A 12,877-nucleotide genomic window follows, 5' to 3' on the forward strand; every position below is an offset into this window, starting at 1 on the left:
GATTAACTGTGAGTTTGCAATGAATTTAAAAGATCTTGAATACGTAAAAGCGATTGCGCACTTTAAGCATTTTCGTAAAGCTGCCGATGCGTGCTATGTAAGCCAACCGACGCTCAGTGGCCAAGTAAAAAAATTAGAGCAGGAGTTAGGGGTAACTTTATTTGACCGTTCCACTAAGCAAGTTACTTTAACGGTGCAGGGTGAACGTTTGTTGACACAAATAAAAGTGATCTTAGAGCAAACCCAAATATTAAAAGAGCTAGCGGCCACATCGAGTGCGCCACTTCAAGGTAAAGTAACAATAGGCATTATTCCAACAATTGCCCCTTATTTATTACCAACCTTGCTGACCTCTATGAAAGAAGCGTTTGCAGAGAGTCAATTTGCTTTTGTTGAGCTGCAAACTGCCACCATATTAACTGCGTTGGATAATGGTGAGTTAGATGTTGCTATCTTAGCAGATGTGCCTGAACTTAAGCTTTATCATACAGTTAATTTATACAAAGAAGACTTTTTGGTGGCGATGTCAACCCAAAACAACCTTGCAAAACGCAGCAAAATTGCCTTGGATGAGTTGCAAGCCTGTAATCTGTTGATGCTCAGCGATGGTCATTGTTTTAAAGACCAAGCCCAGCAATTTTGTTTTGCCGCAGGGGTGGATGTATCAAATCAGTATCAAGGTAACAGCCTCGAAACCTTATTAGCATTGGTGGCGATGGACGATGGAGTAACCTTTGTGCCTAAGCTTGCCTGTATTGCACGAGCAGGAATTAGCTATTTACCAATTTTTCCTACTCAGCAGCGCAATGTGGTGCTTGCGTGTCGTAAACATTACCCGCATTTAGCGGGTATTGAGGTGCTAGCTCATTGGCTTGCTGAGCATCCAAGTTTACGCCAGCAATTAACTAAGGCTCTAAATTAGTCAGCTCTACTACATCATTGATTTGAATATTAGGCAGAGGTTGTTGGTCAATACTGACGGCAACCGCACTTTGTTGATATACCTGCTCGACTTGTATTTGGTTGAGCGTGGTGATCAGGTGTGGCAGTTTATTTCCCGCCGCATCCGTTAAATAGTTATGATGTGCAATATTTAAACGTTGGCCTTTTTCTATACCATGCGCTTTGCCTAAATTAATAATTAGCTTATTGTTTTCAATATGTAAAATTTTCCCTTGGCTTTCAAGGCAAGCCATTGCGGCTTGTAAGTCGTAACTAACGGTTTGGTTGATGTCGGCTATATTTTGGCCGTAATCTGAACTCCAAAATTTTTCACTGTATACATCGATAATGGCTGTTTTTTCAAATGGCCAAATCGCTTGGCTGCGATAACTTTTTTGCCATAGTCGTTCATACGTGGTGCCATCAAATAAAGCGAAATCGACCTTGTACGAACGTTGATAGGTTTCGTCTTGCCAAAATGCATAGCTGTTATTGAGTTTATCACTGTTAGAAATATCAACAATTTGGCTTAGTAGCACATATTGAGAATTACTACGATTCGATATCTCTTCCAATAGGGCATTGCTATAGTCGTACTGCTGATTAAAAAATTCGCTCACCCGGATCGGAAAATTAAAATAGGCGGTTGGTTTAGCGTTCATCGCCGATTGACTTAATGTTTTATACAGCGCTTCGCTAGTGGCTTTATCAATGTCAAAAATTTGACCCATGCGAGCTTGCTCGCGATTCTTTAATTGTGTTTGGGTGATTGCAACAAATTTAGTAAATTGATTTGCAGGGCAGTGCTCTTGTTGTGGGAAGATATCTAAGCGTAAAGTGATAGCAAATTGGTTGGCTGTTCGATCTTCACTGATCATCTCTATTTTTTGAATTTCACCATGGCTGTTTATTTTTAATTGATCTTGGGTTAACACCCCATCGACTAAGGTTTGCATGGAGCTTACCCGTGCGCCCGAAAACACTAACGCTTGGGTGATGGCATCTTTGATGGCCGCAGATTTAGCGCCACTAATGTCATCATTTTTAATACTGGCGTGGCCAGTCGATTCATACCATTGCGCAATTGTATTGGGAGAAAAAAGACTCATGCCCAGCCAACTAGTGGCGATTACTACTGTTGATAAAGTGTGCTTCATTACCCAAACCCCATGGCCATACATTTGCTATTAGCAGTGATAGAGCAAGGACTGTACCAATTGTTTTAGTGCGGCGTTTAAAACTAGCAAACGAGTTAATTATGGCATTGATTGTGCATTAACTTAAAAATTAATGACCCGTTTAAAGCGTGAGAGAAGCCATGCGTATTGTGATTTCAATTTGTATACTAGTAAGTTTAGGTTTAGCTGGCTGTAGCAGTATTTTTGATAAACATGTTGAATATAAGTATATAGAGCCGGATAACTACCCAATTTTAAAAGCCGTAGGTTATGCGCCAATTAGCGCACAGCCGGGTGATAATCAATCACAACGCTCGTTAATGGCAATAAAAGCATCAAAACTTGAAGCGTACCGAGAACTTGCAGAGCAAGTCTATGGGCAAAAGATTACCGCAGGAACTACAGTGCAAGGCAGTATTGCGCAAAACGATCGATTACAAAGCCAAGTACAAGGGATTATCAAAGGCGCGCAAGTGATTAAAAGCTACGCGGTAGGTGATACCTACGCCACAGAGTTACAGCTTGATATGAAACGTGTGCATGATTTATACATAGGCGAAATAAAACCACGCGAAGTTAAAAAAGTGACCTATTATTAGAGCCTAGTAACGAATACATTGGTTGTTATTGAGCTCCAATCAGTAACAAAATAATGACTAAAATATCTCACTGTTAACGCTTCAGTGCTATGCTTTATTTACTGTTTTTTATTGAATAAAGCTTGTGACAAGAAAAAGTTTAACGCGTTTTTTAGTGATCTACTCAAGGCTGCCTCTGTGAGCGCTTTTCGCTCTGGTTGTGTATCTTTGAGTAAATGGCGTAATCGCCCGTTACTGCATTTTTTGCTGTTTCTAATATTCGCTACCACGCTCGTGTGCGCTGATCGCTTACCCATCCAATTTAATACCTTTTTAGAAAAAATGAACCAACAGTTTGGGCCTACACGTGTGGTGGTTGCTCGCAATTGGCAAACAATGTTAGTCCAGTCACAAAATAAAACCGAACAACAAAAAATTTTAATCGTAAACGACTTTTTTGCTCGCAATCTACGCTATCGCACTGATATACAACTTTGGCAACAAAATGACTACTGGGCAACGCCTCTCGAAACCTTAGGTAAAGGCTTAGGTGACTGCGAAGATTACGCCATTGCTAAATATATTAGCTTGCGCGCATTAGGGATAGCTGACAGTAAATTACGACTGATCTATGTTAAAGCGCAAATTGGCGGTCCAAATTCAACACAAACACAAGCGCATATGGTATTGGGGTATTTTGTTACCCCCAATGCACAGCCGCTAATTTTAGATAGTTTAATTACCAAAGTACTGCCCGCAGCTAAGCGCACTGATCTCAGTCCTGTTTTCAGTTTTAATAGCCAAGGTATTTGGGCGAATAATTCAACGCAGAGTGTGGCAAACCCTACAGCACGGTTATCTCGCTGGCGTAATATCATTGAGCAGACGAAGTTAGAAGGAGTTATGTGGTGATGAGCTTTATTTCCTTGTTTAAACGTAACAAAAGTATCACTTTGCGGCAAGAGCTATGGTTGGCAATTTTAGCGGTGATCATTATTGGTTTTGTCAGTAGTGTGCTTATTAGTACGTATTCAGCCAAACACTATTTTAATTCTCAGTTGTATTTAAAAAATATCGACAATGCCAATGGCTTAGCTTTAATGCTTAGTCAGCTACATAAAGATCCTGTTGAACTCGAAATACTGATTTCAGCTACTTTTGATACAGGCCATTATCAACGTATTGAATTACAAAATCCGCAGGGTGAGGCGATCATAAAAAGAGTTTTTAGTGGCGAATTTGATACCACGGCACCAGTGTGGTTTCAGCATTTTTATCAGTTGCAAGTGATGCCTGGGGTTGCGCAAGTGAGCGATGGTTGGCAACAATTTGGTACTTTATATGTAGAAAGTCACACTCAATATACAGAGCAAGCATTATGGGCAAGCACCGTTCGCTTGTTTTTTAGTTTCTTTGTGGTAGCTATATTTGCATGTATCGCAAGCGCTTATATTTTAAGAAAAATATTGCGTCCTCTCGATGATGTTGTACAGCAAGCTAATGCGCTTGGCGATAAACGTTTTATTAAATCTAACGTGCCCAAGACTTACGAGTTTGCCCGTTTAGTAACGTCGATGAATTTATTATCAACGCGCTTTAGTCGCATAATTAAAGAAGATAAACGGCGCTTAGAGGAGTTTCGTTTTAAAAGTCAGCATGATGCGTTGACTGGATTGGCGAATCGAGAATACTTTATCGCCACCTTAGAATCTCATTTACAGCAATCACGAGAGCAAGCACACGGCGGATTGTTTTTATTTCGAATTGTCAATCTTGATCAAATAAGTGAACAAGTTAACCGCGTTGAGATGGTGGATTTTTTACGCCGATTTACGCAAACGTTAGTGGCTTTTTTAGAAACTAACGAAGACCGTTTCTCAGAGGATCATATTGCTCGTTTATCACATGCCGATTTTGCTGTGTTAGTGAGCGACACTGATGACCTTGAAAGTTTAAGTGCGCAAGTATTCAAGCTACATCAAACGTTATTAGCTGATTATAGTCAAATTAACTTAGCTATTCCGCATGCCTGTAGTTATATAGAGCGTGAAGATAGTCGCTTTACACTATTAAAGCGGGTTGATAACTTATTAAAAGTGGCGCTCGCACAACCGCAAATGCAAGCTCAAGTGAACAACAATAAACAGCGCAACGAGTTATTTAGCGATGCTGAAAGTTGGCGCGAAGCAATAGAGCATGCTTTAGATACCAATGCGCTTGATGTTCTGCTTTATCCTGTTACCTCCTTTTCCGGTAAGCTGTTGCAAAATCAACTTAGTTTAAGCTTATTACTCAATGGAGAGCTATATCGCAGTGGCTACTATTATCAATGGGCGCAGCGGCTGAAATTACTTGCTCGCTTAGATTGGGGGCTGATCAAGTATTTAGTCCAAGTGTTTGAGCAGCGTGACGATTTAAATCTTATCTCGGTAGAGTTATCACGGGAAACATTACTTGATGATAGCGCCGTGGCTGCGATCCTTACCTATTTATTGGCCTTTCCAAAATTAGCTAAGCATATTTGTTTTGATGTGCGTGAAAGTATCGCGGTATCAGAGTTTGCGCTATTTAAAGGTTTTTGTATTCAAGTAAAGAGTATGGGCGCGAAAGTAGCGTTGAAAAGGGTTGGCCCTGCTTTTACCAAAATAGATAAAATTCATGAGCTAGGCCTTGAAATGATTAAAGTAGATAGCGTCTATGGGCACAATATTAGTTATAGCCAAGACAATCAGACATTTTTAAGGGGGATCTGCTCGCTTGCTCATTCAATAGGGATCACAGTGATTGCCGAGGGAGTAAAAAACCCTGAAGATCAGACTACTCTACAAGCGTTAGGGTTTGATGGTTTTGTATCGCAACCAGTTGATGACGAAAAACAGGAACAAGTAATTGAATAACATACAGTATGGTGTTTTTTACGGGGGGGAAACTGTGTGGGATAAACCCGAGGCTACAGGCATGGAGCAATTTTTGTAGCAGATGTATGGACTCCTCCCCATTAAAGTGAGAGTACGGTATAAAGAAATTGCAGAAAATCTTTTACCAATTAAGGAGTCCATACATGGCACAGTCTAATTTAATTGCTATTGATTTAGCAAAAAATACTTTCCAAGTAGCGCAGTTTCAAGGCAGTAAACTGAAATTTAATAAGCAAGTTAACCGCAAAGCATTGCTTGAGTTATTAGTTAAAGCAAAACCGTCTGTTGTTGCTATGGAAGCATGCGCAAGCGCTCAATATTTTGCACGTACTGCGCAATCCTTTGGTCATGAAGTCATGTTGCTTGACCCTTTATTTGTTAAAGCATTTAGACAAGGCCAAAAAACAGATGCAAACGATGCTATTGCGATAGCCATTGCTAGCAAAGTTCCTAATGTTAGTACCTGTAAAATTCTCTCTATTGAAGAGCAAGCATTGCAGTCCCTTAGTAAGGTTCGGGCGCTAGCAGATAAACAAAAAATTCAATTATCAAACCAAATACGTGGTTTGCTTCTTGAGTTTGGTATTGTGATTAACCAAAGTGAAGCCGCATTTAAAGCAGCCATACCCGATATATTAGAAGATGCAGAAAACACTCTGCCGCTAGAACTAAAGCATGCTCTCGCGCTCAGCTATTCACTTTATAAACAGCAGTGTGACAATAAGGTAGGGCTGCAAAAACAAATAGAGCGTATTGCAAAACAAAATGACGGCTGTCAACGCTTAATGGCTCTCGAAGGAGTCGGCCCAATCACGGCTATCGAGCTCCTGTCTTTTTTAGGTAACACGACACAGTTTAACGATGGAAGAAGTGCTGCGGCGATTTTACACCGCGACAGGGGTTTATAATTTTTGCGCGGGGTAAACCCGAGCCTACGGGCGTGGAGCTATAATTTATCTGGTAGCGATTTTACATCGCGTCAGGTGACTTAATGTTTAACGGCCTTTGACCGCGAGCATGAGCTGCATGCGATCACGGACCTTGAGCTTATTAAATATTGAGCTCATATGTTCTTTAACTGTGCGTTCGGTAATACTTAATTGTTTTGCCACAACCTTATTACTAGCACCGGTGACCACAATATCAACCACTTGGCGCTCGCGCTTGGTTAATAGCGTTAGATCACAAGGGTGTTGGTAGGTAATAGGTTGTTTTGATAATACACCCACTAAGTTCGATAATAACTGACCCGGCAGCCAGATGCCGCCACGTATTACTGTTTCTGCAACTTGCTCTATAATCACCTGACTTGCAAATGCTTCCACATAACCGCGAGCACCCATTTGCAGTGCAGCGCAAAGCTCGGCCATATTCAGCTCTTTGGTCATAACAATCACTGGAATGCGGCTTTTACTGTGTTTTTGCACTATATTCAGCCAATCAGGACTGCCCGCTAAGATCCATAAAATGGTGTCGGCGGTAATGTTGTTAGGCTGTTTATTACTAATTTCACATTCAGGGTAGGCTGCTTGCCAATGCGGTGAAATAAGTTCAGCTTCGGTGATAAATACACTTTGGCGCATGATTGTTCCATATAAACGTGCGAATAATGTTAATTAACGCTCTGTCATTGCTAATGATGTTGCTCGTAATACAGGTTTAAGTAAGTACTCCAACACGGTTTTTTTGCCGGTGATAATATCAACTTGGGTAGTCATACCTGGAATAATTGTCAGGTTATCGGCAAATTGATTTTTGTTGGTTTTAAGCTGCACTAAATAAAAAGTGTTATCGCGCTCATCTGTAATGGTATCGGCGCTAATTTGGATAACCTCAGCGCTTAAACCGCCGTAAATAGCAAAATCGTAGGCACTAAATTTGATCATCGCGGCTTGCCCTGGCCGTAAAAAGGCAATATCTTTGGGTGGTATTTTGGCCTCGACTATTAGTTGGTCATCCAGCGGTATAATCTCTAATACATCACTACCTGGCTGTAAAATTCCCCCCACAGTATTGACCATAAGGCGTTGTACTGTGCCATTAACAGGAGAACGGATCTCAGTTTGGGTGACTTTATCGGCTAAACCGGATTCGGTTTCTTTGATAGCATCTAAGCGCAGTCGTGCTTCTGATAGCTCATTATTCCAGCGATTGATCATCGATAATTCAACTTCGGTCACTTTGTTTTTTGCTTCATTGATGGCAGCGAGACTACGGTTAATCACAGCCCTAGAACGGTTTATTTCACCATTTAAGTCAACAGCTTGGCGCTCTAAACGAATGATGTCGATATCAGATACCGCGCCAGAGCGCAGTAGCGGGCGAGTAACGTGTAGCTCGCGATTTATTAGCCGTAATGCATCGGTATGTTGTTGTAGGGCAGCTTGTGCTTCAATATGATCTTGGCGGCGCTGCTCTAATTGGCGCTTATGAATGGCAACTTGTTGCTCAAGCTCTTGGTTATTACTGCTGTAAAGCGCTTGTTCGTGCATGACGACTCCCGGCGCATCAGTGGTGAGTTTAGTTTCAAAAATTAGTGGTTGTTTTTTAGTTAGCGCTTCAAGACGCGCTACTTTGGCACTGAGTGACAGCACTTTCGATTGGTTTTCTCGAAAGCTAGAAATATACCGAGTAGGATCAATTTTTATCAGTACATCACCCGTGTTAACCACTTGTCCTTCACGAACATTAATTTGTTCGACCATGCCGCCGTCGTAAGATTGAATAAGCTGCAGTTTATTTGACGGGATCACGCGTCCTTCACCACGAGCGACTTCATCCAAGTTGGCAAACGCAGACCAAACGAACAGCAAACCCATACTTAAACAAATTAAATACAGTAGGAACCGTGCACTGGCTGGCTGCTGTTGCATTTTTTCCCATTGTGCATCGACCACCCAATCTTGGCTATTAGGTGGGCTGAGCCAGCCTTTAAATAAGTTATTAAACAGTGATGGTTGTTGCTCTTTGCTCACCTCTATGGCGCGACCTACTGATTCAAATGAGCGTTGCTCTAAAGTGAGTTTATTTTTACTCATGAGGCACGCTCCGCCACCGTTTGGTTATGCAAAGATGCGATGACGCGCGCTTTTGGGCCATCGGCAATGATTTTACCATTATCAAGCACAATAATGCGGTCAACTAACTCCAGCAAGGATGTTCGGTGAGTTATAACAAGTAAGGTTTTATCTTGGCTGTGTTGTTTTAAATTGGCGATAATTTTAGCTTCGCTATTATGATCCAGTGCCGAGGTTGGTTCATCAAGAACCAGTATCGGCGGGTCATTGATCAAGGCGCGCGCTATGCCAACCGCTTGACGTTGGCCACCAGAGAGTAATCGGCCTTGCTCGCCAACTTGCAGATCAAAGCCATCGGGGTGAGAATTTATAAGCTCGAATAATTGGCTGCGTTCACAAGCACTAATAATTTGCTCATCTTTGGCGTGCCATGCACTTAAGGTGATGTTGTCTTTAAGGGTGCCAAAAAAGAGCGAGATAGTTTGCGGGACATAACCAATATTATGGCGTAATTCTGCTGGGTCTATTTGATGAATATCTGTGTTATCAATTAAAATTGATCCTGAACTTGGCTCATGTAATCCTAAAATTAGTTTCTCTAAGGTACTTTTTCCTGAGCCATTACGCCCTAAAATAGCGACTTTTTCACCGGCTTGAATTTTGAAAGAGACCCCAGATAATGCTTCGTTACTTTCGTCGGAGTATTTAAAATGCACGTTATGAAATTCTATATCGCCACGTAATACGGGGTGACTTAACCAATGTTTACCAGCTGGACGCTCAACTTCTTTTGCCATGATTTCATTAAGCGAGTGCATTGCAATGGCGGCATGGTGAAATTGTGCCAGTACCGCAGCGGATTGGCCGATTGGCCCCATGGTACGTGAAGACAATAAATAGGCGGCGATCAAGCCACCTTGGGTTAAATCACCAGCGATCACTAAGTGTACGCCAATCATCATTATAATCACGCCAACACACTGCTGCAGCCACGTCGCTGAATTGGCAATGGAGCCAGAAATGAGCCGGCTTTGTGCATTAACGCGGGCAATATAAATTGTTGATTTTTCCCATGTTGCTTGAGTTTTACATTCACTGTGAAAGCTTTTTACATCTTCGATATTGGTCAGGCTTTCGACCAAAATGGCATTGCGCATCGAGCTGGCTTTCATTGTTTGTTCTGATAGTGCTTCTAATTTACGGTGGGCGGCTAAGGCATAGCAGAGCAGCAGCAGTGCTCCGACAATAATAGGGATAGTAAGCTGTACACCTATGATTGCAATCACTGTGAGGTATAAAAGTACAAAAGGTAAATCGACCAAGGCGATAAGCGTTATAGAGCTGAAAAAACTGCGTACCGCTTCAAATGATTGAATATTACTGGCGAATGATCCTGCTGCTGCTGGGCGGTTTTTTAATTGCATACCGAGTACTCGCTCCATTATCACCGCAGAAACTTTTACATCGATGCGACTGGCAGCCAGCTCGACAAAATAGCTGCGCACTAACCTCAGAGCAAAGTCAGCAGTCAGCGCTATTAATACGCCAATGGCTAATACCCATAAGGTTTCTACGGCTTGATTTGGAACTACTCGGTCATACACGTTCATTACAAACAAGGGCATCGCAATTGACAGTACACCCAGTGCAATGGCTGAAATTATTACGTCTTTATATAATGGGCGACACTCTTTAATAACTCCCCAAAACCAACCATCTTTAGATAACTTTTGCAGTACTGGCGAGCGTGCATCAAAGGTGAACTCTGGGCGTGTATAAATAATAATGTCAGTCGGGTTTTGACTTAGATCTACAACATTCAAGGTCACTGCCGAGTCACTAAGTTCAGGGTAAATAACCTCAACTGTTTGCGTGAGTGGGTCCAGTGCAGTTATTACACAGGCTTGATTATTCTCAAGCAATAAAATTGCGGGTAATAAGGCGGTATTGATTTTCAATAATTGCTTATTGACAACTTTAGTTTTAAAGCCAATACGCTTTGCTGCCCTTGAAAAACCAGAAGGGGTAAGGTTACCTTGCTCAAGGGGCAGCCCGTTAAGCAAGGTTTCACGGGAAAATTCTCGGTCATGGTAGTGGCATAATATTGCTAGGCAATCTACTAATACTCCACCATGACTGATTACATCATCTATTTCCATATAACTTCCAATGTTACATATTAAGTTTTACTGCTAAACGTTAGTAACCTGATGCAACAATACTATTGCCCGTATTTGTGTCTGTTATTACAGCCTCAATACGTCTATTGGCGGCATTCGCGCGCACAGATATTTCATTGATCCTTGGCTTATCAACTCCGTAGCCAAGCGATTTAACCCGTTTAGGTAACACACCGTATTGTTGAATTAAAATTTCGGCGACTGAAAATGCGCGTTTTTCAGAGAGTTTTTTATTGTAAAGAGCGGGTCCTTCTAGTGACGCATGCCCCTGTATTTCCACATTTTTAGATGGGTGAGATTGCAAAAAGTCAGCAAGACGAGCGATTTCTTGCAAATACTCAGGGCGCACTACACTGGAGTCAGCCGCAAACGGAATACCGATTTCTACGTTACTGGTATTGCTGTTGTATTTTGTACAGCCTTTATCATCTACTTCGGTGAAAGTAGGCGTTGATGGGCAGTCATCCTGTTCGTTAGCAACACCGTCATTATCATCATCGCTAAATGTACTGAGCGCGGGTGCATTGAGATAGCTTGGCATTGCTGTGACTGTCATGTAGGCGCTATCTCGTTGGGCCTTTTTTTGCAAGAACTCCTGGCGATTGATCGTGGCTGCCACGTCGTATTTAGGACAAATAAACTCGGCATTGTGGGCGATTGGATCATCAGTTAGTTCTGTAATTTCCGGAAATTTGTCAGAGCTAACATTTAAGGTCGGCAGTAGTTTGCCCATTTCCGCTAGCATAGTGAGTATTGCACCTTGACGATCGTAAAGTGCTGCAGTGTATGAGCGGTTAGATTGAAACGATTCGTTTTCGGCATCGAGTACGTCTAATAACGTACGTTGGCCAATATCAAATTGATCTTTGTAGGCTATTTTCACTTTGTCAGATGAACGGCGGTGTTGATCTAACGAAGGTAGTTTACTTTCAAGTACTTTTACATTGTTATAAGCAACTTGCAGGTTCTGGCGGATTTCAATACAAGATTGATCGCGTTGGAATTTTGCAATATTAACTTCTTGGTATGCTTGATCAAGATTGGCACTATCTAAACCACCATTGTATAAGTTGTATCGTACATCAATGCCAACTCTGGCTTCAGTTCTGGTTTCATTAAAGCCAAGTTCATCGCGATCTTGGGAGCCATATCGAGCCGATAAATCAACCTTTGGATGAAAGGCGGATTTCTGTGATTGCGCATTAGCTTGCTGCGCTTCAATGTTATATAAAGAGGCATAAAAATTAGGACTGTTTTTATATGCAATATCAAGCGCTTGGTTAATTGAAATCGGAATACTGTCTTCATTTAATTTTGCTGCCACGCTACCTTGCTGAGGAAGTTCGCCGACTATGCGTAAGTAGCGGGCGCTGACATCATGGAGGTTTGCGTATTCAGTCATTACATTTGATTGTGCAAGTGATAGACGGCCGCTGATCTGTTCAAGGTCGGCAGCTCTAGCAACTCCAGCACCCACGCTTTGTTCAATTTGTTGATAAACCGATTCATGCTCTTGAAGGTTTTTTTGTGCCAGTTCAACTAAGGTGGTGAACTTTTGTACATCAAGGTAGGCAACGCTTGCTTGCAAGGCTATTTGCTCTGCTTGGGAGAGCATTTCAAAATAACGAATAAGTTGAATTCGCTCAAAGCGTTTAACAGCATTAGATGTTTGGAAACCGTCATAGAGCATTTGTCGTAATGTTAACTCTGCGGTATTGCGGTTATATTCATCTTCTATACCATAGTTGCGTTTTTCATAGCCTGCACTGATCGATGCATCGAGGGTCGGTAAATACCCAGATTGTGCTGCGTCAATGCCATAAACAGATGCTTTAAAAGCATGCCAAGCTTGCTGAACTTCAGGGTTGCTAGCAATTGCTTTGTCGGCTACATAAGTTAAAGGCATGATCGAAGTTTGTTCTGCATAAAGATTGGGGGTAAATCCATTTGCAGCTAAAACCAAACCAATTAGAGTTGTTAATCTAGTACCGGTAAAGTTAGTTTTCTTAGCCATTTCGTCCTCTTAGATCCAAATTTATGGGTAATTAAATTTAGTTTTAGACA

10 protein-coding genes are annotated in these 12,877 nt (G+C 41.7%); 5 read left to right on the top strand and 5 right to left on the bottom strand.

Going from position 1 to position 12,877, the window contains the following annotated elements:
- Positions 1 to 19: 19 nt before the first annotated feature.
- Positions 20 to 922 carry a LysR substrate-binding domain-containing protein gene (locus ACMVDV_RS00410; protein ID WP_416156814.1) on the top strand — a complete coding sequence of 301 codons (903 nt, stop codon included), beginning with the start codon at positions 20 to 22 and terminating at the stop codon, positions 920 to 922.
- Here the strand turns inward: ACMVDV_RS00410 and ACMVDV_RS00415 are convergent.
- Positions 906 to 2,099, bottom strand: coding sequence for a flagellar assembly protein FlgT (locus ACMVDV_RS00415; protein ID WP_416156815.1), 1,194 nt, complete (start codon positions 2,097 to 2,099; stop codon positions 906 to 908). The genes ACMVDV_RS00410 and ACMVDV_RS00415 overlap by 17 nt on opposite strands.
- Before the next feature lie 161 nt (positions 2,100 to 2,260).
- Here ACMVDV_RS00415 and ACMVDV_RS00420 point away from each other — a divergent pair, with 161 nt between their 5' ends.
- From ACMVDV_RS00420 to ACMVDV_RS00435, 4 genes are all read left to right on the top strand, one after another.
- A complete protein-coding gene (locus ACMVDV_RS00420) occupies positions 2,261 to 2,719 on the top strand; it encodes an LPP20 family lipoprotein (protein ID WP_304182132.1) in 459 nt (152 codons plus the stop codon).
- Between the two features lie 177 nt (positions 2,720 to 2,896).
- Positions 2,897 to 3,610 (top strand): transglutaminase-like cysteine peptidase, encoded by a 714-nt coding sequence (locus ACMVDV_RS00425; protein ID WP_416156816.1) that lies wholly within the window; start codon positions 2,897 to 2,899, stop codon positions 3,608 to 3,610.
- Positions 3,610 to 5,595, top strand: a complete 1,986-nt coding sequence (locus tag ACMVDV_RS00430; protein WP_416159036.1) for a LapD/MoxY N-terminal periplasmic domain-containing protein — start codon at positions 3,610 to 3,612, stop codon at positions 5,593 to 5,595. The genes ACMVDV_RS00425 and ACMVDV_RS00430 overlap by 1 nt, the downstream gene beginning before the upstream one ends.
- A gap of 164 nt (positions 5,596 to 5,759) precedes the next feature.
- On the top strand, positions 5,760 to 6,524 hold the full coding sequence (locus tag ACMVDV_RS00435) for an IS110 family transposase (RefSeq protein ID WP_416156817.1): 765 nt from the start codon (positions 5,760 to 5,762) through the stop codon (positions 6,522 to 6,524).
- Between the two features lie 87 nt (positions 6,525 to 6,611).
- Here the strand turns inward: ACMVDV_RS00435 and ACMVDV_RS00440 are convergent, their stop codons facing one another.
- Genes ACMVDV_RS00440 through ACMVDV_RS00455 form a run of 4 tightly spaced genes read right to left on the bottom strand, consistent with a single transcriptional unit; the run spans position 6,612 to position 12,827 of the window.
- Positions 6,612 to 7,199, bottom strand: coding sequence for a LuxR C-terminal-related transcriptional regulator (locus ACMVDV_RS00440; RefSeq protein WP_416156818.1), 588 nt, complete (start codon positions 7,197 to 7,199; stop codon positions 6,612 to 6,614).
- Positions 7,200 to 7,232: 33 nt separating this feature from the next.
- Positions 7,233 to 8,654: an HlyD family type I secretion periplasmic adaptor subunit gene (locus tag ACMVDV_RS00445; protein WP_416156819.1), complete on the bottom strand. Its 1,422-nt coding sequence runs from the start codon at positions 8,652 to 8,654 to the stop codon at positions 7,233 to 7,235.
- A complete protein-coding gene (locus tag ACMVDV_RS00450; protein WP_304182127.1) occupies positions 8,651 to 10,792 on the bottom strand; it encodes a type I secretion system permease/ATPase in 2,142 nt (713 codons plus the stop codon). The genes ACMVDV_RS00445 and ACMVDV_RS00450 overlap by 4 nt, the downstream gene beginning before the upstream one ends.
- 40 nt (positions 10,793 to 10,832) lie before the next feature.
- Positions 10,833 to 12,827 (bottom strand): TolC family outer membrane protein, encoded by a 1,995-nt coding sequence (locus tag ACMVDV_RS00455; RefSeq protein ID WP_416156820.1) that lies wholly within the window; start codon positions 12,825 to 12,827, stop codon positions 10,833 to 10,835.
- Positions 12,828 to 12,877 lie beyond the last annotated feature (50 nt).

This window comes from Pseudoalteromonas sp. ASV78 (genome assembly GCF_047806705.1).
In the GTDB taxonomy this organism is placed as follows: domain Bacteria; phylum Pseudomonadota; class Gammaproteobacteria; order Enterobacterales; family Alteromonadaceae; genus Pseudoalteromonas; species Pseudoalteromonas prydzensis_A.